This window comes from Streptomyces varsoviensis (genome assembly GCF_000718635.1).
Classification (GTDB): Bacteria; Actinomycetota; Actinomycetes; order Streptomycetales; family Streptomycetaceae; genus Streptomyces; species Streptomyces varsoviensis.
The window spans coordinates 85,710-106,067 of sequence record NZ_JOBF01000022.1; the positions used below are offsets into that span (position 1 = coordinate 85,710).

Genomic DNA, 20,358 nt, shown 5'->3' on the forward strand with positions numbered 1-20,358 from the left:
GGTCAGGCGCAGCAGCTCGTGCAACTGGTGGTGCTGGACGTCGTGCTGCAGCTCGTGCAGCTCGTCGAGTCGAACAGCGTCTCGGTGACGTCGACGTGGTCCTGGATCTCGAAGGTCTCGGACTCCAGCGTCAGCATCTCTTCGGCAAGGGAAGCCAGCTCGGACTGCGCGGCCATGATCACTCACTCTCCTGGGGAAGGGCCACCCGGCAACCGGGGGCCACGGCGAAGCGGGCACGCACCGTGCCCGCACACCGTTATCCCCGGCCCCGCTGGCAAACGCCCCGGCGTCCCGCTGACACACTTCTGACACCTCTCGGAGCGCGCCGCCACGCCGCCGCTCCGCGGAAGGAAGCCCCATGCAAGAAACCCCCGCGCCCGGCGTACCCGTGCTTCCGCCGGCGACGACCCTCCGCGAGACGGCGGCGGCCACGCTCGCCCCCGTCCTGAAGCTGTACCTGGACCTGCACGCGCACCCGGAACTGTCGGGCCAGGAGGAACGTACGGCCGCGCGCTTCGCCGCGGCGCTGACCGCCGCGGGCTGGACGGCCACGACGGGCGTGGGCGGCCATGGCGTGGTGGGCGTCCTGCGCAACGGCGAGGGCCCGACCGTGCTGCTGCGCACCGAACTCGACGCCCTGCCCGTACGGGAGGACACCGGCCTGCCGTACGCGAGCGAGGCGCGGGCGCCGGGCCCGGACGGCGTCGAGGTGCCGGTGATGCACGCGTGCGGACACGACGCGCACGCGGCGGCGCTGACCGGCGCGGCGCGGGTGCTCGCCGCGCTGCGCGCGGAGTGGGCCGGGACCGTCGTGATCGTCGGCCAGCCGGCGGAGGAGACGCTGAGCGGGGCGCGCGCGATGCTCGCGGACGGGCTGTACGACCGCTTCCCACGGCCGGACGTGGCGTTGGCGCAGCACGTGGCCCCGTTCCCGGCGGGCCTGGTCGCGCACGGCACGGGCCCGATGACGGCGGCGTCCGCCACGGTCGAGGCCACGGTGCACGGGCGCGGCGGGCACGCCGGGATGCCGCATCTCGCCGTCAACGCCGCGGAGATCGCCGCGCTGGCGGTGGCCCGTATGAAGGCCCGTACGCCCGCCGGCACCGTACTGACCGTCGGCGCCCTGCACGCCGGTACCCGCGCCAACGTCGTACCGGACCGGGCCACGCTTGGCATCACCGTACGGGCGGCCGACGACGCGGCGGTGACGGCGGCCGTGGAGCTGGTGCGCGAGGCGCTGCGGGAGGAGTGCGAGACGGCGGGCAGCCCCCGCCCGCCGGAGACCGAGGTGACGGCCCGCGCCCCCGGCAATGTGAACGACGCGCGGTACGGGGCGCTGGTCCGCGCCGCCCACGCGGCGGAGCTGGGGGAGCGGCGGGTCGTGGGGTGGCCGTCGTCGACGGCGTCGGAGGACTTCCCCTGGTACGGGCGGGCGGGCGCGGAGGAGGGCCTGTACGAGGGCCCGGCGGTGCCGACGGTGTACTGGATGACGGGCGGGGTGGGGGCGGAACAGTGGTCGAGAGCGGGAGGGGCCGCCGAGGTGCCGGTGGGCGAGAAGTTGGCGTCCCTCCCGCCGAACCACTCCCCGAGGTTCGCGCCGGAGGCGGTGGCGACGCTGCGGGGAGCGGTGCACGCGATGGCGGCGGGGGCGCTGGCGTGCCTGGGGCCGGGGGCTCCGTAGCCGCGGCACAGCCGGGTGTCAGAAGGGTGTCAGCGGTACGCCGCCCCGTATGCCAGCGGGGGACGGGATAACGGTGTGCGGGCACGGTGCGTGCCCGAGTTGCCGTGGCCCCCGGCTGTCGGGAGGCCCTTTCTCAGGAGAGTGAGTGATCATGGCGATGCAGTCCGATCTGGCTTCCCTTGCCGAGGAGATGCTGGCGCTGGAGTCGGAGACCTTCGAGATCAACGACTACGCGGACGTGAGCGAGACGCTGCTCGGCAGCTCGACGAGCTGTGACAGCAGTAGCTGCTCGTCCTCCACGACCAGCACGACCAGCACCTGCGCGTGATCCCGATCCCGACGCGGCGGTAGTGGCCGCGAGGCGTCGGGCGGCTGCCCGATGCCCTGCGGCCGTCACCGCTGAAAGAGACGCGCTGCCGTCTGATCGCGTATGCAGTACATGTGGCCAAGGAAAGGAACGAACAACGCCATGAGGCACGGTATTTCACTTCTCCCGGACTGTCGTCCCGACCGGCGTTCGGCGGTGGAGTACTACCGGGATGCCCTGGCGCTGACCCGGTTCGCGGACCAGGCCGGACTCGACTACGTCAAGATGACGGAGCACTACATAGGCGAGTACGGCGGTTACTGCCCGAGCCCGCTGACGTTCCTGTCCACGGTGGCCGCGCAGACCGAGCGCATAAGGCTGATGACGGGCGCGGTACTGCCCGCTTTCCATCACCCGATTCAGATCGCAGCGCACGCCGCGATGGTCGACGCGATCAGCGAGGGCCGGCTCGACCTCGGTTTCGGAAGGGCTTGGCTGCCTTACGAGTTCGAGGCGTTCGGCGTTCCGATGGACGAGAGCCGGGCCCGTTATGAGGCGACGATCAAGGCGGTACTGCGCCTGTGGACGGAGGAGAAGGTGACGGAGGACACTCCGTTCTTCGCCTTCACCGACGCGACTTCCCTGCCACGGGTCGTACAGAACCCCCACCCGCCCGTCTGGGGCGCCGCCGTCCGCTCCCCGGAGAGCTTCACCTGGCTGGGCGAGCACGGCTTCGGCGTCATGCTGGCGCTGGCCCCCCTCAAGCAGGACGTGGGCCTGAGCAAGTACGTCATCGACTTGTACCGCAACGCGTTCACGGCGAAGCACGGCGCGGACCGGGAACTCCCGGGAATTGCTCTGAGCACTCCGCTGTATGTGGCGGAGACGGACGAAGAGGCATACCGGGTGGCGGAGCCGCTGTACCGCGAATACATGTCGGTATGGTCCGAGGCGGCGTCGTCCTGGGAGACGACGAAGTCGGGCTCGTATGTGGGCTACGACAGCATGGGCAAGCATGCCAAGAACCTGCGGGATTTCGATGTTCGCAAGCACGGCACGGCCGTGATCGGTTCGCCGGAGACGGTGGTGGAGCGCATCCACGAATTCCGTGAGGAGTATGGCGTGGACACCCTGCTGTGGCAGGTGGATTTCGGCGGCCAGAACCTCGACCAGATGATGTCGAGTCTGAAGCTGTACGTCGAAAAGGTGATCCCGAACTTGTAGTTGAGGGCCCACCGAGAAGAACCACAAAAGAATACCGATACCGAGTCATTTCCCCCCACTGAAACGAGGAGACTCTGATGAAGCTCAACACGACTGTTGCCAGGACGGGTGCCTCCCTGCTCCTCGCCGCCGCCGCGGTGACGGGCGCGGCCGGCGCCGCCTTCGCGGCCCCGGCCGCCCAGACGACGGCCGTCACGGCGGCCCCGTCGAAGGCCACCCCGCCGGACTGCAAGGTCCTCAAGAGCATCTTTGACGTCCTGGCCACCAGCGACGACCCGGCCAAGGTCAAGCCCCAGCTCGACCGCTGGATCGGCCTCCTCGACGACGCCGCCAAGGACGTCCCGGCCGACCACCAGGCCGAGTACAAGAAGTACGTCGCCCACATCAAGGACATCCGCAAGGGCCTCGACGCCAAGGACCCGAGCAAGGCCATGAAGCAGCTCCACGACATCGCCGTCCCCCTCGACAAGCAACTCGGCGACTGCTCGAAGTAATCACAGGCTGTGGCCCCCGGCGCAGAGCGCCGGGGGCCACACGCATGGGAGGAGGAGCCGGTCAGAGCTCCCGGCACTCGGGATGCCCCCAGCTTCGAGCCCCCTTGGCGACCTGGGTCCCCGCCTCGTAGGACCGGCCGCAGCCGCCGCACTGTCCGGGGAACTTGGCCTTGATGGTCCTGCTGCCCCCTGACCGGGGCCGGCTGGCCGCTTTCTTGGGGCTCTTGGGCCCCTGAGCGGAGGCGGGGCGCGGGACCGGAAAATCCTGATCCCCCTGCGAGGTGCCGGCGGCGACCTGGCTTTCGGCGACATCACTGGCGGCCTGGTCGGCGATGGCATTCAGGTGGTCACCGTCGGCGCGGTGCGCGGGTACGTAGACGAATTCCACCGCACGGCCCCCGAGCAGCGAGTCGATACGCTCCACAAGCTCCCGATTGGCCACGGGCTTCTTCGAGGCGGTCATCCACCCATTGCGCTTCCAGCCGGGAAGCCATTTCGTCACGGCATTCATCGCATACTGCGAATCCATCCGCACCTCAAGCCGCGCGGCCGGGTCCGTGGCCTCCAGCAACTCGGCAAGCGCCGTCAATTCAGCGACATTATTGGTAGCGGTCCCCAGCGGCCCCGCCTCCCAACGCTCCGGACGCCCCTCAGCATCCGCACAAACCCAGCCCCAGGCAGCCCGGCCCGGATTCCCTTTGGACGCCCCGTCGCAAGCGGCGATGATGTACTCGGCAGACATCCCTAAATCATGCCAGCCGTCGACCGGTCCCCAGCGCCGCCCAGGTGCGGCATCGACCCGGCTGCCGCGGTCGACGGGGGTACGGAGGCCGTGACCGGCTTCCCTGCCGGCACTGCGAGCTCGCGCAGCTTGGCACGGGTCTCGGGGTCGGTCGAGTAGACGATCGTCCCGATCATGCCGCGGGTGAGCAGCACCTTGTACGTATGGAGGATGAGCCGCCGCACCTGGTCGTCCGGGGTCGCCTTCTTGAAGACCGGGTCCTTGGACGCCGTACGGTCGACCACCCAGCGGTCGCCGCGCCAGACGAGGTCCGGCCCGAGGATGACTCCGCTCCAGTCGTATTCGAAGCCCTGCGCCGTGTACACGCAGCCGACCTGGCCGAAGCCGGCGGGGTCGGTGGCCCACAGCGCGGACGGGGGAGCGCCCATCACGGACCGGTCGCCCTTGAGGTTCCACGGGCGTTCCCAGCCGCCGATCCGCACATCGGCGGGGAGCGGTTCGCCGGGCTTCGCGTCGGACCACTTCCAGCAGTAGCCGGCGGACATTCGCGCCCCGTATCCCTGCGACTGCCGCTCCCGCAAGAATGCCTCGAGTTCTTCCGGCGAGTCCGCTACCTCCAAGTGCATCCGTCCGTCGGGCTCCCACTCCACCGGACCATCGTCCTCGAGCCCAAGCAGCCGCACCACCCACCGCAAATACGCGTCGCTGCCGCCGCAGCGGAACTGGCTGTCCAGCTCCACCACCCGGCAGCGCAGCCCCCTGGCGGCGGCGGCGTCCTTGATCTGCCCGACCGTGCCCATCTCCCCCGGCCGTACGACCTGGTACTCGTCCAGCAGGAAGACCGGTACGCGCGCGACATCGATCAGCTCGGTGAGCTGCGGTTTGCCGGTGCGGTGTTCGGCCCGGGTGTAGCGGTTCGCGGAGGTTTCGCGGATGCGATGCGCCTCGTCGCAGATGAGCACGTCCAGGCTGTTGGGGCGTGCCGTCATGAAGCTGTTGAAGTACTTGAAGAGGTTCTGCACCTCGCTCTTCCGAGCCCCGGCGACCTTGCGCATGGTCTTGGTGAACGACTGCGAGCCGGTGGCGTGCAGGGCCGGAACACCACGGCGGTACAACTCGCCGAGCAGGGACAGCGCGATCACGCTCTTCCCCGTTCCCGGCCCGCCGGACACCACCACCACCTCCTTGCTGTCCGACTCGTGCGCATGCTGAACGGCCCTGAGCACCGTCTCGTAGGCGATCCGCTGCTCGTCCAGCAGGACGAACTGCTCACGTTCGCGGACCTCCTGAGCCGCCACGCTCATCAACTGCTTCGACGGCTGCTCCTTGGCGCTCAGCAACTCGTCGGCGGCCTGGGCGCCGGACGCCGGAGCGAGCTTCGACCGCAGATATTCGAGGAATTCGCCCCGGCGGTCCCCCGTGAACATGCGCCCGCGCTCGTCCTGCACCGCTTCGTAGAGCCCACTGACACCGAACTCGGTCGCATTGTGCAGATACGCGACCCCCGATACCCGCTCCGGATGCTCAGCCAGCGCTCCGTTGAACGACACCAGGTAGTCGGCATACCCGCGGACCTGCTCGATGGGGTTCAGCACGGGCCGGGGGTAAGCGTCGATCCGGCAGAGGGTGGCGTCCTCACCTTCCTCGGTGTACGCCTGGCTCCACTGCTTGAGTTCGACGACGACGTACGAGGGCGCCCCCGTACGCGGATGCACCCCGGCCAGCACCACATCGGCCCGCTTGCTGGTCAGCGGCAGCCCGTACTCGATCAGCATCTCGACGTCCCCGAGGCCGGCGTCGAGGAGCGCGGCGGTCAGCGCAGGCAGGCTCCGTTTCCATGAACGGATCTCCGAAGCCCCGGGCTGGTAGCCGTGCTTGTGGACGAACTGCTCCGTCAGGTGCAGAGCCAGCGACTCTTCGAGGCTGCGGGCGGCGACCGTCGTAGCGGATTCACGAATTAGCAAGGAAGGGCCCCCAGGCAGCACGGAATGGCTGGAGCGGGTGGGGGCCTGTCCTTCGGCCTCGAGACGGTGTCCGTCCGTCGGCGGCGGAAGCCCGGCGGGCCGCTTGAATGATCGATGTCAACTCTAACTCTGCGGTTTTTGAGCGCTCTACTTCCGGCGACGCCAGGGCGTCAGGAGATAGCGGTACACGTCGGCCAGCGACCGGAGGATCTGCGGGCAATCGGCCGAGCTGCTGTCACGCAGCGCTTGGCTGGCGACCCGGGCTGCGACGAGGAGAGCACAACAGCTCACGACGGCCATGGCGGCCGCACAGACGACGAAAATGAGGGGGTTGGACAGCACGAAATTCCCTTCGGACGCACGCGTCGGCCCCTTGCGAGTGATCGTTTTCTCGCAGATGTGAACGCGATGGTCGGGTGAGGAGACCTGATCAGGCAGAGATGGGATCGTCGCCGGTACGCGGCGGTATGCAGCCCTTGCTGCCTGGGTGCTGTCCGAACGCTGACGGTCGAGGGAAGCGAGTCGACCTCGAGAGATGGCCGTCGAGCGGCAATGAAGGCACGTGTGCACTCCGTACGTAGGCGGAAGACGTGTCCGGGAGCCCGGAAGTCTGTTGTTGCCAGAATTTCCATTGAAGGATACGCAGTCGGATCGATGCTGACAAGAAATTTTCGAAAACTGATCCGTATTGTCAGGTCTGCGTCATTTTATTCAAGGCCTGGCGATCGCCTGGTTGATCCCGCCAAGGAGGGGGTCCTCACCACACGCATACGCGCCGCTACGCAGCGAACGCGCCGTCACGACTCCCAGCGCGTAAACCTGACAGCTCCCCGCAGGGCCGCGACGGCGCCGCTGAGGTCGGCCAGCCAGGCCCGGACCCCGACCGTGCGCGGTCTCATTCAGGTGCGGCTGCGGATCACGTTCTTCCGCGGCAAGGGGTACCCATCTAAAGGCGTCCGGTGCTCCGGTAGGAGAGTTCGCAGGAAACGCTGGGTATCGGCATCGGTGGAGTAGAGACGGGTGCCTCGTGTGCCGCGAGTCAACAGCACCCGATAGGTGTTCAGCGCGTAGGTCAAGTATCTACGGGCATCGAGGCCGCGAAGCTGGGAGTCCTCGCTCTTCTCCGGGTGTGCCCGCCACCCCTCGGCAGTCCATGTGAGGTCCCCGCCCAGGATGACGGCGCTGTAGTCGTACTCCATGCCCTGGGCCGTATAGATGCAACCGATCTGCTTGTGCCCTCCTTCATCGGTGGCCCAGAACGCCCGGCCGGGAGTGCCATCGCCGGCAAGGGTCGCATCGGACCTGGAATTCCATGGTCTTTTCCACTGTCTCTGCCCGTCGGGCGCTTCCCAGGGGATGGAGACCTCCGGCAGCAGTGGTGGTTTGTCTGGGGACTCCCATGGCCAGCAGAAACCTGCTGTAATGCGGGCGCTTTCTCCTGCGGCGATATGTCCGTCGACCCATTCTTCGAGTTCGACTGGGTTTTCGCAGACAGCGAGGTCGTAGCCCGAACCTGCCCACTGCGTCGGCTGTCCCGCGGGGTCCAGGAGGGTGTCGACCCAGTCGAGATAGGCCCTGGACCCGCTGCAGCGGAACTGCGCGCGCAGGTCGACGTGCGCGAAGGTGCAATTGTGATCGCTAGCCATCTTTCGGAGTTCACTGGTAGTGGTGCCTTCGCCTGGCCGTACGATCTGATGTTCATCGAGGAACAGCACGAAAACTGCACAGTTCTCCAGGAACTGTTTGAAGAGCAGAGGAAATTCGGCGCTTCGCATCCCGAGCCCGGTGCGGGCGCGATGCGCCTCGTCCAGAAGAACGACGCTGTCGTCCTTGTCCAGACCGCCGGGGATCTTGGTCAGCAAGGTGCTGATGAGGCCCTTGCCGGCGTCGCCTACCGCCCGTAGAAGCTGCTGGCTGAGCGTGCCGGAAGGCGAACAGAGGCGGGGGTTGCTGTCCGGCCCCAGGCACAGGTCCGCGAAAACGCGGCTGGCGATGACGGTCTTGCCGGTTCCCGGGCCTCCCGTCACGACGACGATATGCCCGGGTCTCCCGCGTCTCTTGGCGTTGATGGCTCGGTGGATCTCTTGACGCGCGGCATCCTGGTCACCGATGAGGCGGAACGTTTCAGCGCCGTTGACGACCGAGCCGACCCGCGAAAGCAGCGAAGCCGAGGGGCGGTGACGTGCCTGAAGGAAGTCGTCGATGCGCTGCGGTGCGGCCGGCCGCAGGTCCTGGCAGCGCAGGCGTTCGGCCAGTGCGCGTGGCGTCTCGGCGGCCGCCACGTCCTCCTTGCCGAGGAGCGGGAACGCGGAGCTGGGCCCGATGCCGGCAGATGTACGAAGGTTCCGGATGAGTTCCGTGGGTGCATTGTGCAGGAGCGCGACCCCTCGTACGTCAATGCCGAGATCGTCGGGCAGCCAGTCATGGAAGTACGTGACGTAGCCGCCGACTTGCCGAGCTGGATGCAGGACTTCGCGACTACCCACCGTCAGCTTTCCACTCTGCTCCGGATGCGGCGCGGCGTGGGTCCACTGCTTGAGCTCTATCGCGACCGCGACGAGATCCGAACCCTCCGCGCTGCCCCCCAACAGCAGTGCGTCCACCCGCTGGCTGGTGCCGGGCAGTTCGTACTCGAGGAAGAGCCGCAGCCCGTGCAGTTCGGCAGCGGAGAGCGCCTCCAGCAGCCGGGGCCAACTCTGCCGCCAGCTACGCAGTTCAGCCTCTCCCGGCTGGCGTCCTTGCGTTTCCGCGAAGCGTTCGGCGCATTTCGCGACGAACTCACGGCCATCATCGAAGCACTCAAGTGCCTGCTCGACTGTCCCGGCGAAGAGATGCATGCGCATGTCTATACCAGGTGCCCTGTGCGGCCTTTGAATTGGGCGTCCGTACCTGCCTCGCCGATCTGGTGGGCGCCAGCCGATGATGGGCGAGGTCCGTCGGCGTGGGCTCTGCGGACACGAGCGTTGGAGCACTACGGAGCGCCCATTCCTTAGAGTTCGGCGTCTGTTTCCTCCTGCATCCCTCTCCATGAGGACTGATGTCGCCCGCAATCGTCAGAGCGATGCGGCAGGGTCGACGCCCGTTAGTTCGGCGCTTGCGTACCACAGCGCGGCCGCCGTCTCCGGGTCCGTCATGTGGGGTTGTGGGAGTTCGGGGCGGGGGTGGCCGCGTAGGCCGAAGATGCGGGGGCCCCACATTTGGCCGCCGCGGGCGGTGGGGTCGAGGGCGGCGCGTACGGCGGGCCAGGCGCCGGCGTCTTTGCCTTGGAGGACGACGCCGGCCGGGAGGCCCAGCAGGCGGCGGGGGAGGGGGTTGGTGTGGACGCCGGGGCGGGTGGGGGTGAGGGAGTCGAGGGCGCCGCCGGGGTGGGCGACGAGGCTCTGGCAGGTGCTGCCCGCGACGCGCAGGCGGCGGTCGAGTTCGAAGGCGAAGCTCATCTGGGCGAGTTTGGAGCGCCCGTACGTCTGCTTCGGGTCGTACGAGCGGGTGCACTGGAGGTCGTCCAGGTCGAGCCGTTCGGTACGGGCGGCGAAGCTGCCCATGGTGATGACCCGGGCGGCCGGGGCCGCCGTGAGCAGCGGGGCCAGCCAGTGGGTCAGCGCGAAGTGCCCGAGGTGGTTGGTGGCGAACATCGCCTCGTGACCGGCGGCGTTCTCGCGGCGGGGCGGATCGTCGAGCGCGATGCCGGCGTTGAGGACTGCAACGTCCAAGCGGTCGAGGGGGAAGCCGTCCACCGACGCCTTCAGCGAGGACAGGTCCGCGAGGTCCAGTGGCATGTGGTGCACGTGGGCCTGCGGCACCCGGATTCTGATGGCATCCCTGGCCGCGGCGGCCTTCGCCGCACTGCGGCTGCCCAGGACGACGGTGGCCCCGGCCTCGGCGAGCTGTTCGGCGATGAAGTAGCCGATACCGGCATTGCCGCCGGTCACGAGGGCGGTCAGGTGCTCGGCGCGGGGCGGCCGGCGGACGTTCCAGGGCATGGGGTTCCTTTACGGAGGGGAGGCGGGGCGGTGGTCAGAGGCCGGGCCAGCCGCGCTTGAGGTGGGCGAACGCGGCGGCGAGGGCGGCCTGGGGGTCCGGGCAACTGGAGGCGAGGTCGGGCGTCTCCAGCACGTACCGCGCCAGCACACGCAAGGAGTCATCGGCCTCCGCGCGGCCCGCGGCCTCGGCCAGCAGCGCGGCGAGGGTGTCCGTACAGGCGACCCACACCCGGCGGGCGTAGGCGCACAGGGCGGGCGTGCCCATCACCAGGTCCATTCGGCGCTGGTATTCCTCCGGCAGATTCGTCGCGAAGGGCGCCCGCGCGGCGAAGGACGCGTGCAGAGCGTCCAGCGCGGAACTCCCGGCCGGCCGCCCCCGCACCGCGGCCGCCAGCGACGCCTCCCGCTCCCCGCTGTCGTCGAGGATCAGCGCTTCCTTCCCCGCCGGGAAGTGCGCGAACACCGTCGTGACCGCCGTATCCGCCGCCGCCGCGATCTCCGCCACCGTCACCTTGTCGTAGCCCCGCTCCAAGAAGAGTTCCAACGCCGCGTCGGACAGGGCCTTCCGCGTCGCCGCCTTCTTCCGCTCGCGCCGGCTCGGCTGCGCCGATGCAGGGGGTGCAGTGGGTGCAGTGGGTGCAGCGGGTTCATCAGTCGTCGCCATGGTGCCACTGTAGACACACTGACTACGAAATCCTAATGACTTCGATTTCCTAGTCAGTGTGGCGTCAGTGCGTAGTCAGTGTGATGACGCTCGGCGTCAGTGCCGGCTGGAGCGCCCGGCCGCACGGTGCGGCCGTCGCTTCGACAGCCCGTCCGCCAGCCGGTCGGTCGCCCACCCGGCGCGCAGCGTCAGCGGGTTGGCGACCGGCGTGGGCGCGAAGCGCGGGCGCGCCCGCCATACGGCAGCAAGGTCCTCGTGAAACGCCCCGCCCGCGAGCCGGTCGGCGAGCAGCGTGCCCAGGTACGGGGCCTGGGCGAGGCCGTGACCGTTGTAACCGGCCGCGTAGAACACATTCCGCGCCGCCTCTCCGGCGACCGGGAGCCACGGTGGTGTCATCGCGACCCACCCGCCCCACGCCCGGCGCGGCGCGATATCGCGAAGCGATGGGAACCGGTCGTGGAAACCACGGACGAGATCCGCTACGACCGCCCGGTCCGGCTCGCGGTCACGCACCGTTCCTCGTCCCAACCGCAATTGGCGGACGCCGAAGACGATCGTGCCGCGCGCGGTGGGGCGGTAGTTCTCCAGGAGATTGTGCTGGGTGATGATTCCGGCGCGGCTCGTCCAGCCGATCGCCTCAAGACGCTCACGTCCTATCGGTCCGGTCTCGACCTCATGGGTCCAGACCGGCGTCACCATCCGCTTCGGGGCGATAGCGAGGTCGCGGGAGTACGCGTTCGTGGCGAGTACCACCCGCTCGGCGCGCAGGCGCCCCCTCGGGACAGTGACGGTGACCCCCTTGCTATCGGGATATATCCCTCCTACCGGAGACTCCTCGAAAACCCTCGTCGAAGTCTTGAGAAGCACCGCGCGCAGACCGAGCGCGAATTTCCCGGGATCGAGATGTCCGCCGGCGCGTTCCAGGTAGCCGCCGAGAAACCCGTCGGGCAGGCCGAGTTCGCGGCCGCCCCCGAACCCGACGTCCGCTCCCGCCTTTCGCAGTATCCGCGCGTTGCGCTCCGCCTTCCGAAGCTGGCCCGTGGATATGGCGGCGCCGACGTTGCCCGCCGCCTCGTACTCGCAGTCGAGCCCCAGCCGCCCGATCATTTCCTCGGTGAAGCGGGCCGCTCCCTCGCCCAAGCGCACGATGTCGCGGAAGCGGCGCGGGTGGAGCGTGCTCAACAATTGGGGGTCACCCGCCGGGGCGCTCGACAATTGGCCGGCGTTACGTGAACTCGCCCCGCAGCCGCAGAAACCGGAGTCGAGCACCACGACGTCCGCACCCCGCTCCGCCAGCCGCAACGCCGCCGCCATGCCCGTATAGCCGCCCCCGACGACCGCGACATCGCACGTGAGCTCACCTTTGAGCGCGGGCCGGATATCGGCGGGCGGAGCGGTGTCCCAGCCGTGCGTCGCATAGGAGACTCCATCCGAGATTCCATCCGAGATTCCATCCGAGGCTCCATCTGAGGCTCCATCTGAGATTCCGTTGTTGACCATTTCTGAACTCCATGAGGAATTGGCCGGGCCGCTCCGCATGTGATCGCGGTCGAGGCGGCAGAGTTGTCGTTTTCGTCCGTTCGGTGGGTCGGCGACGATGGCGGTGCAGCGCTGCGGCGCGTTACGTCAGGGCGGCTACGAGGCTCGCCACCGTCACGGTGTTGAAGAAGAACGCGATGACCGCGTTCGCGGAGACGGTCCGCCGCATATCCCGTGAGGTCACCGTCACGTCGGTCACGCCGAAAGTCGTCATCAGCGATACGGCGAAGTAGACGTAATCGGCCCAGACCGCCGATTCCCCGCCGGGAAAGTCCAGGGCCTGTTCGTTCTCCACGAGGTTGTCGGCATGGAAAGCGACCGCGAAGGACACGAACACGCAGACCCAGGCGTCCGCGACCAGCGCGAGGGCCACCACCACTCGTACGACGACGGGGAGAGCGGTTCCCATATGGCCGGGGCGCCAGATCAGCGCCACGACGAGGGCGGCCGCCGCGACGAAGATCGACGCGCCCGGGCCGGGGGCGGTGCCGAGGACGTAGCGCTGGATCAGCGTGCCGCGGGCCGTGCGATGGGCCCACCCGCGAATCGCCGCCGGGGAGACAGTCGAAAAGGTGATCAGTGTGACGGTGAGGTAAGCGGAAAGATAGGCGAACATCGCGAAAACGCCGACATCCGCCCCCGAGAGGAATTTCGGGCCCCCGTTGAATGCGCGAACGAGCAGCAGAATCGCCGCCGCCAAGGCCGCGGTGAAAGTACTCAAGGCCGCTCGTCGGCGTTCCGAAAGCCAGGTGTGCACCCGGTGCATTCCTCTCATGTCATGTGATGATCGGGATGGCGGCTTGCGCTTCGAGGGAAAGCCTTCGGGTTCCTCGGCTCTCCCCATTTCGACGCCGCCTCAGGTCACTGCATTCCGCTCAGTGTTTCGCTCGGCGCAGGGAAAGCGCGGTATTTGGGGGCGGTTGGTATTGCCGCGGCGGCGCAACTGTTGGGCGTGGCCACTCCGTTCCCTCCCGTTCGCCCCAGGGGCCCAGTCGATGCCGGCGCCGGTGCTGACGCCGAGGCCGGGGGGCAGCAGGCTCCAGTTCTCGAACTCGAATCGGGTTTGAGTCTAGGGTGGATCGACCCCCTGTCAACTCAGGTGACGCGGGCTCCTCGGGGCGTCCCTGTTACGATCTCGAATCGTGTTCGAAAAAGAATCGGCAGCTCAGGCGCCGAGTCGGAGTCGCCGGGGCGCGGTGCAGCGGCGTGGGGTGGAGCGCAGGCGGGCCATCGTCGACGCCGCGGAGGCCCTGCTGGGCGAGCGGGGCTACGAGGCGGCGACCCTCAAGGCGATCGGCGAGCGCGCCGGCATCCCCATCGCCTCCGTCTACCACTACTTCTCCGACCGGCATGAGGTCGACGCCGAGATCCTGCGCCGCCATGTGGACGGGCTCGGCAAGGTCTTCGCCGCCGTGCTGCAGAGCTCCGCACCGGAACCACGCACGCTGCGCGAGGCGGTCGACGCCATCGTCGACCCCGTGCTGGCCCACTTCCGCCGCCACCCGAGCTGCACCGAGCTGTGGTTCGCCGGACGCCACGACCTGCTCGTGGAACAGGTCCGCGCGTTCGACGAGGAGCAGGCCGGGAAGACCTGGCAGTACCTCGTCGAGCGGAACCTCCTCGCCGCCGACACGCCCCGGCTCGTACTGCTGCTCGCCTTCGAGGTCGCCAACCGGTTCCTCGACGTGGCGTTCCGACGCGACCCGGCCGGTGACGACGCCGTGATCGACGAGGCGCGCACGTGCCTCACGGCTTACCTGGGCACGTACGGCCCGTAGAGTGGCTGACGGACGGGCCCCTTGCGTCCGTACGCGCCGGGGAGCGGGAGCGCGTGTCAGCAGACCTCCGGCGGGGCCCCATCCCCAGCCCCAGCCCCAGCCCCACTCTCCCCAGCCCCCGACCCGGGGGCGATGAGGGTGGCGGCGGCGTCGATGAGGGCTCGGACGCGTTCGGGGGTGAAGCGTTCGGGTTCGAAGGGGTGCATCATCATCCACCCGTCGCCCATGGCGCTGAGCTGGTCGGCGAGCAGGTCGGCGGGGATGTCGGAGCGGACGGTGCCTTGGGCCTGGCCGGCCGCGAGGAGTTCGGCCTGCGCCTCGCGGTAACGGGCGTAGCGCCGCTCGATGAGGGCGGCGAAGCCCGGTTCGTACCGTGCGTGGGCGAGGAGTTGGGACATCACGGGCCAGAAGTCGGCGTCGCCGGTGACGAGTTTCAGCCACCGTTCCAGGAGGCCGCGAACGTCGGTCCGGTCGTGGCCGGCGGTGAGCATCGCCTCGTACGCGTCGAAGCGGCTCTCGGCCAGCGCGGTGACGAGTTCCTGCTTGTTCGCGAAGTAGTAGGTCACCGCGCCGGTCGTACATCCGGCGCGCTGGGCCACCTTGCGCAGTGAGGCGTTGGCGTAGCCCTCCCGCGCGATCACCGACGCCGCCGCCTTCAGGAGCTCCGCGCGTTTCGCGGCGCGGTCACCGGCCGGACGCCCGCGCCGTACGGCCCGCTCCTGCTCGGTCGCCCCATCGCCGCTGAGTGGCACTGGCCGTACCTCCCTTCGGTGACCGGCGCCTCCGGTGGCTCACCCCTCCGGCGGCCGCTCCAACTCCCAGTCCAACGCCCGCGATTCTGTCACATATTTTTCGTAACAAGCGTTGTGTAAAAGGCTGCCGTCTTCTAGCGTGCTCGCATCTCCCAACCTGAAGGAGAGCGACCGATGAACGAGAAAGTTGTTCGGGAAGCATTCAGGGAAGACGGCGCCGCCCTCATCGAGAACTGCCTGAACGAGGCGGAGTTAGGGTGGTGCCGCGAGGCGTTCGACTGGGCCGTGGCGAATCCGGGCCCCTACGCGACCTCGATGTACGACGGGACCGAGCGACGCTCGCACGTGGACAACGCCAACCCGCTGGCCAAGGAGCGGCTGGACGCGCTTGTGCAGTCGCTGCCGTTCGGCGAGCTGTTCGCGAAGCTGTGGGGCTCGGAGCACGTGTGGTACTTCGCCGAGGAGATCTTCCTCAAGTCCGGCGGCCGGAGCGCCCGAAGCTGCTGGCATCAGGACACCGCGTACCTGCCCTGGGCGGGCGAGCACTGGGGCAACGCGTGGATCAGCTTCCAGCACGTACCGAAACGGAACTCGCTGGAGATCGTGCGGGGCTCGCACCGCGGCGTGCAGTACGACGGGACCACGTTCAACCTCGACGACCCGACCGAGCCGCTGCACGGCGGCGGCGTCCTGCCCCGCCTGCCGGACATCGACGCGGAGCTCGCGGCAGGTCGCGACACGCACCACGCGACCTCCGACGAGAGCTCTGGAGCGGCCTATGACGTGCTCTCGTGGGCCGTCGACCCCGGCGACGTCGTCGTACTGCATCCCCGCTCGCTGCACGGCGGGGCCGGCGTCGACGCCGAGGCGCCGGAACGCCACACGCTGGTCCTGCGCTTCTTCGGCGACGACGCGGCGTTCCGTCCCCTGCCGACCGTGAACGCGCGCTATGCCCGTAACGGCGTCCTCTTCACGGACGAGATGGCGAAGCTGAACCCAGGGGACCCCTTCCGCTCGCCCGTCTTCCGCCAGCTCCTCTGACTCCGACACCGACACCGACACCGACTCCGACTCCGACATCCGACTCCGACTCCGACATCCGAAGCCGACACCGACTCCGACATCCGACTCCGACCTCTGACCCGACCGCACCGGCGAAGGGTTTCCGCCCATGAAACGCCAGCTCATCAACCCGCCCCACACGCGGGCGCTCTACGATCAGTTGCACTTCTCGCAGGCCGTCCGCGTCGGCGACCTCATCTGGGTATCCGGCCAAGTGGGAATCGACCCCGACACCCTGCGGCCCGCCGTCGGCATGGCGGCCCAGGCCCGGCTCGCGTTCGACGGCGTACGGAACGTCCTGGAAGCCGCGGGGGCCGGCCTGGCCGACACCGTCGAGCTGACGACCTTCCATATCGATCTCCGCGGTGCAGGCATCGCGGAGTTCACCCAGGTCAAGGACGAGTGCTTCCCCGACCGGTACCCCGCCTGGACCGCGGTCGGCGTCACTCAGTTGGCCCGCCCCGAACTGCTCGTGGAGGTCAGAGCCGTCGCCATGGCCGGCAGCGGCTGACCCACCCGTACGCCCCGCCCTCACCCGTACGGCCTGGCCCGAACGCCCTTCGCTTCGAGAACGTGCAGGCTGGAGCTACGGGCCGACGGGCCGACGGGCGTACGGGCCTACGGGCCTAGGGAACCTACGGGCCTATGGAACCTACGGGCCTACGGACCGGGCTCTGGAGTTACGGGCCGGGCTGAGGAGAGGGCGAGCATGCCGTGGGCGAGCGACATAGCCAAGATCGGGCGCCGGAGCCCCACGACGGGTCGGCGGCGGACGCGGCGACCGAATCGGCGTGCGGCGGCCCGCTCGCGCGGCTGCTGGCGCGTTGTGCGCTGCTGGCGGCGGTCGGCACCCTGGTGGTGCTGGTTCTGGCGGTCACGGCGGGCGGGCTGCTGATCGTCGTGGCCGAGATCCTCGGGCTGATCGTCTGCGTCGCCGGGGTCTGGTGGTTCCTGGCGCACCGCGGCGCGGCGCGGCTGTTCGGAGCGCTCGTCGCGGTCGCCGCACCCGCCGCCCTGGTGCTGCTCTACATCCACGACGGCCTGTGGCTGACGGCGCTGGTACTGGGCCTGTGCTGGGGTGCGACCCTGGCCTGCGGCCACGCGGCGCTGCGCAGTTCGCTTCCGAAACGGGCGCATCGGGCGACCGCCGCCCGCAGGCCGAAGCGGCCGGTCCTCATCATGAACCCGAAGTCAGGGGGCGGAAAGGTCGGCCGCTTCGGGCTCGTGGAACGGGCCGAGAAGCTCGGCGCCCAGGTGATCCTGCTCGACCCCGCCGTCCAGAGCGATGTGGCCGAGCTGGCCCGAAGGGCCGTGGCGGAGGGCGCGGACCTGCTGGGCGTCGCGGGCGGCGACGGCACTCAGGCGCTGGTCGCGGCGGTGGCCGCCGAGCACGACCTGCCGTTCCTCGTGGTCTCCGCCGGCACCCGCAACCACTTCGCCATGGACCTCGGCCTCGACCGTTCCGACCCGTCCCGCTGCCTCGACGCGCTGACCGACGGCGAGGAGATCCGCGTCGACCTCGGCGATGTCGACGGCCGGGCCTTCGTGAACACCGTGTCGTTCGGCGTGTACGCCGACATCGTGCGGCGCCCCGAGTACCGCGACGCCAAGGCGGGCACCGCGCTGACCCTCATGCCGGACCTGCTGACCGGCGAGGACGCCCGCCGCATCGAGGCGCGCGTGGACAGCGCCGCCCTGCCGCCCCAACAGGCCCTGTTGATCAGCAACAACCCGTACACCTCGCCCGACGCCCTCACCGGCGGCGACCGCCGCCCCCGCCTCGACACCGGCGAACTGGGCGTACTCGGCGTCCGCGTGAACGACGCCGCGGAAGCCGCCGACCTGGCCGTACGCGGCTCCCAGTCCATGGGACTGACCGTCACGACGGCCCAGCGCGTGGAGGTCACCTCCGGCACCGCCGACGCCTCTGACGCCTCCGACGCCGCCAGCACCTCCGGAACCCCCAATGCCCCTGACACCTCCGGCACCTCTGACGACGCCAGTACCTCCGGTACCTCCGACACCCCCGGCACCGCCGAGATCCCCGTAGCAGTCGACGGCGAATCGCTGCACATGCCCACACCCGTCGTGTGCACGCTGCGCCCCGCGGCCCTCCGCGTCCTGCTGCCCCGCGACCGTCCCGACACCCCCGCCCCCGTGCCGCCCGTAACCATGCGGCGCCTCATCGCCCTCGCTGCCGGCCGCCCCATCTGAGCGCCCGGCAGAAGTCCGTACGCCCGATGGCCGACCAGGCCGCCAGGCCGACCAGGCCGCCAGGCCGACCAGGCCGCCAGGCCGACCAGGACGGCCACAGGCCGCCCAGGCAGGTCGAACCTCGAACATCGAACCTCGAACGTAGTGGCGAGCCTGGAGTGGCTGGGAGAGACTGGCGTACCGCTGTCGGGCGGGTGTGACCTGTGTTGACCTGTGTGTCGGATACGAGGCACGGAGGAGGCGCCTCCGTGCACCCGTACCAGGGGGAAGGGTGTGGGATGTCCGGAAGGCCGAGGGCGCGGATCGCGGAGGGGCTGCTCGAAGGGCGCCGGCGGGGAGAGCACGCGGTGTTCCGCGGGATACCGTACGCCCGGCCGCCGGTCGGGCCGCTGCGCTTCATGGCGCCCGCGCCGGTGGAGGGGTGGGCCGGGACGAGGCAGGCGGTCGAGTACGGCCCGGTGGTTCCGCAGGCAGGGCCCACGGCCGAGGATTCACGCGGGGACGACTGGCTCACGCTCAATGTCAGCACCCCCGCCCTGGGGGCGGCCGGGCTGCCCGTACTGGTGTGGATCCACGGCGGCGCGTACATCGCGGGAGCCTCCAGCGACCCGATGTACGACCCGGCGGCCCTCACCGGCGCGGGCCTGGTCGTGGTGAGCATCAACTACCGGGTGGCGGCCGAGGGTTTCGCCCTCGTGGACGGCGCCCCGGCCAACCGCGGGCTCCTCGACCAGATCGCGGCCCTGGAATGGGTACGGCGCAACATCGCCGCCTTCGGCGGAGACCCCGACCAGGTCACGGTGGCCGGCCAGTCCGCCGGCGCTGGGTCGATCGCGGCCTTGTTTACGGTGGAACGGGCGCGCGGGCTGTTCCGCAGGGCCATCGCGCACTCCGTGCCGGGCACGCTGTGCACCCGCGCACTGGCCCAGGAAGTCGCCGCCGAACTCGCCGACCGGGTCGGCGTCGCTCCCGACGCCGAAGCCCTGTCCGGCGTCGACCCCTCGCGCCTCGCCGGTGAGCTCACCGCCCTCGGCGCGGGCCTTTCCGGCCACCCCCGCCACCGGGAGAGGTGGGGCAGGCTCGCGCGGGTCGGCGTCGCCGTGTGCCCGGTCCTCGACGGTGCGCTGCTCACGGAAACGCCGTGGGAGGCGCTGGCCGGCGGCCGTACCGCCGGAATCGACCTGCTCGCCGGCCACACCCGCGACGAATTCCGGCTGTTCAGCGTCATGATGGGGCGACGCGGCAGCTACACCGAGGACGACGCCCGTACGGCCCTGGACCTGTTCGCCCCGACGCCGGACGGCGCCGCCGCGTACCGCGCCGCCTACCCTCGGGCCACCCCCGAAGAACTGCTCGAAGTGGTCTACTCCGACGCCCTCTTCCGGATGCCCTCACTCCACCTGGCCCAGGCCAACCAAGCAGCCGGCGGCACCTCCTATCTCTTCGAAATGAGCCTGGCCGCCACCGCCTCCGGCGGAATCCTGGGCGCCTGCCACAGCCTCGACGTCCCGCTGGCGTTCGGCACGCTGGACAGCCCCGCCGGCCGACAGCTCTTCGGCGACCGGCCGACGCCGGAGGTCACGGCGGCATCGCGGGAGCTGCGGCAGGCGTGGGTCCGGTTCGCCACGACCTGCGACCCGGGATGGCCCGCTCACCGGCCCGTACGCGACCTGACCCGCGTCCTGGACATCGAGTCGACGACCGGTCCGTACCCGGAAGCGGCCTCCCGTCAGATCTGGGAGGGGCATGCCCCGACCCCTTTCGACCTCGTGTCTACGGCGTAGAAGGCGTCGACGGCGAAGACCACGGGGCGGCCGAGGGCGTAGGCGTGAGCGGGTCCGCCAGTCGGCCCTCCCTGCTCGCGCCGGTCAGCCGCCTGGGGTGCACTGGAGGGGGTTGCGCACGGCCGGCGTGGCGTGGAACGCGCCCGTCCGGGCGAGCCCAGGCGTACCACCCG

Annotated in this window: 19 protein-coding genes; 9 read left to right on the forward strand and 10 right to left on the reverse strand. The window is 69.6% G+C overall.

The window, feature by feature from the left end:
- Positions 1 to 2 precede the first annotated feature (2 nt).
- Positions 3 to 176 (reverse strand): thiazolylpeptide-type bacteriocin, encoded by a 174-nt coding sequence (locus tag IF55_RS27125; protein WP_030879025.1) that lies wholly within the window; start codon positions 174 to 176, stop codon positions 3 to 5.
- A 182-nt stretch (positions 177 to 358) separates the two neighbouring features.
- Between IF55_RS27125 and IF55_RS27130 the strand changes: the two genes are divergently transcribed.
- The 4 genes from IF55_RS27130 to IF55_RS27145 all read left to right on the forward strand — a co-directional run bounded on the left by IF55_RS27130 (position 359) and on the right by IF55_RS27145 (position 3,706).
- Positions 359 to 1,681 carry an amidohydrolase gene (locus IF55_RS27130; RefSeq protein WP_051776126.1) on the forward strand — a complete coding sequence of 441 codons (1,323 nt, stop codon included), beginning with the start codon at positions 359 to 361 and terminating at the stop codon, positions 1,679 to 1,681.
- Between the two features lie 151 nt (positions 1,682 to 1,832).
- Positions 1,833 to 2,009, forward strand: a complete 177-nt coding sequence (locus tag IF55_RS27135; protein ID WP_030879033.1) for a thiazolylpeptide-type bacteriocin — start codon at positions 1,833 to 1,835, stop codon at positions 2,007 to 2,009.
- Positions 2,010 to 2,111: 102 nt separating this feature from the next.
- Positions 2,112 to 3,212 carry an LLM class flavin-dependent oxidoreductase gene (locus IF55_RS36080; RefSeq protein ID WP_078645282.1) on the forward strand — a complete coding sequence of 367 codons (1,101 nt, stop codon included), beginning with the start codon at positions 2,112 to 2,114 and terminating at the stop codon, positions 3,210 to 3,212.
- Between the two features lie 77 nt (positions 3,213 to 3,289).
- A complete protein-coding gene (locus tag IF55_RS27145; RefSeq protein ID WP_030879038.1) occupies positions 3,290 to 3,706 on the forward strand; it encodes a hypothetical protein in 417 nt (138 codons plus the stop codon).
- Positions 3,707 to 3,767: 61 nt separating this feature from the next.
- Here the strand turns inward: IF55_RS27145 and IF55_RS27150 are convergent, their stop codons facing one another.
- The 8 genes from IF55_RS27150 to IF55_RS27185 all read right to left on the reverse strand — a co-directional run bounded on the left by IF55_RS27150 (position 3,768) and on the right by IF55_RS27185 (position 13,352).
- Positions 3,768 to 4,448, reverse strand: a complete 681-nt coding sequence (locus IF55_RS27150; RefSeq protein ID WP_030879041.1) for a ribonuclease H family protein — start codon at positions 4,446 to 4,448, stop codon at positions 3,768 to 3,770.
- A 2-nt stretch (positions 4,449 to 4,450) separates the two neighbouring features.
- Positions 4,451 to 6,412, reverse strand: a complete 1,962-nt coding sequence (locus tag IF55_RS27155) for a DNA/RNA helicase domain-containing protein (protein ID WP_048832524.1) — start codon at positions 6,410 to 6,412, stop codon at positions 4,451 to 4,453.
- Between the two features lie 147 nt (positions 6,413 to 6,559).
- A complete protein-coding gene (locus IF55_RS27160) occupies positions 6,560 to 6,754 on the reverse strand; it encodes a hypothetical protein (RefSeq protein ID WP_030879047.1) in 195 nt (64 codons plus the stop codon).
- Positions 6,755 to 7,311: 557 nt separating this feature from the next.
- Positions 7,312 to 9,249: a DNA/RNA helicase domain-containing protein gene (locus tag IF55_RS27165; RefSeq protein ID WP_048832580.1), complete on the reverse strand. Its 1,938-nt coding sequence runs from the start codon at positions 9,247 to 9,249 to the stop codon at positions 7,312 to 7,314.
- A gap of 216 nt (positions 9,250 to 9,465) precedes the next feature.
- A complete protein-coding gene (locus tag IF55_RS27170; RefSeq protein ID WP_048832526.1) occupies positions 9,466 to 10,392 on the reverse strand; it encodes an SDR family NAD(P)-dependent oxidoreductase in 927 nt (308 codons plus the stop codon).
- Between the two features lie 34 nt (positions 10,393 to 10,426).
- Positions 10,427 to 11,056, reverse strand: a complete 630-nt coding sequence (locus IF55_RS27175; protein WP_063764049.1) for a TetR/AcrR family transcriptional regulator — start codon at positions 11,054 to 11,056, stop codon at positions 10,427 to 10,429.
- A gap of 96 nt (positions 11,057 to 11,152) precedes the next feature.
- Complete coding sequence (locus IF55_RS27180) at positions 11,153 to 12,556, reverse strand: NAD(P)/FAD-dependent oxidoreductase (protein ID WP_106980488.1); 1,404 nt, start codon at positions 12,554 to 12,556, stop codon at positions 11,153 to 11,155.
- Between the two features lie 121 nt (positions 12,557 to 12,677).
- Positions 12,678 to 13,352: a DUF1345 domain-containing protein gene (locus IF55_RS27185; protein ID WP_245661438.1), complete on the reverse strand. Its 675-nt coding sequence runs from the start codon at positions 13,350 to 13,352 to the stop codon at positions 12,678 to 12,680.
- A gap of 454 nt (positions 13,353 to 13,806) precedes the next feature.
- Between IF55_RS27185 and IF55_RS27190 the strand changes: the two genes are divergently transcribed.
- Positions 13,807 to 14,373, forward strand: coding sequence for a TetR/AcrR family transcriptional regulator (locus IF55_RS27190; RefSeq protein WP_245661439.1), 567 nt, complete (start codon positions 13,807 to 13,809; stop codon positions 14,371 to 14,373).
- 56 nt (positions 14,374 to 14,429) lie between these two features.
- Here the strand turns inward: IF55_RS27190 and IF55_RS27195 are convergent, their stop codons facing one another.
- Positions 14,430 to 15,125, reverse strand: coding sequence for a TetR/AcrR family transcriptional regulator (locus tag IF55_RS27195; protein ID WP_048832529.1), 696 nt, complete (start codon positions 15,123 to 15,125; stop codon positions 14,430 to 14,432).
- Positions 15,126 to 15,299: 174 nt separating this feature from the next.
- Here IF55_RS27195 and IF55_RS27200 point away from each other — a divergent pair, with 174 nt between their 5' ends.
- The 4 genes from IF55_RS27200 (at position 15,300) to IF55_RS27215 (ending at position 20,185) form a co-directional block, all read left to right on the forward strand.
- Positions 15,300 to 16,166 carry a phytanoyl-CoA dioxygenase family protein gene (locus IF55_RS27200; protein ID WP_030889577.1) on the forward strand — a complete coding sequence of 289 codons (867 nt, stop codon included), beginning with the start codon at positions 15,300 to 15,302 and terminating at the stop codon, positions 16,164 to 16,166.
- A 130-nt stretch (positions 16,167 to 16,296) separates the two neighbouring features.
- Positions 16,297 to 16,698, forward strand: coding sequence for a RidA family protein (locus IF55_RS27205; protein WP_030889580.1), 402 nt, complete (start codon positions 16,297 to 16,299; stop codon positions 16,696 to 16,698).
- A gap of 302 nt (positions 16,699 to 17,000) precedes the next feature.
- Positions 17,001 to 18,401, forward strand: coding sequence for a diacylglycerol/lipid kinase family protein (locus IF55_RS27210; protein WP_037966769.1), 1,401 nt, complete (start codon positions 17,001 to 17,003; stop codon positions 18,399 to 18,401).
- A 278-nt stretch (positions 18,402 to 18,679) separates the two neighbouring features.
- Entirely contained in the window at positions 18,680 to 20,185 is a 1,506-nt protein-coding gene (locus IF55_RS27215; protein ID WP_030889585.1) for a carboxylesterase/lipase family protein, read from the forward strand.
- Positions 20,186 to 20,358: the final 173 nt, after the last annotated feature.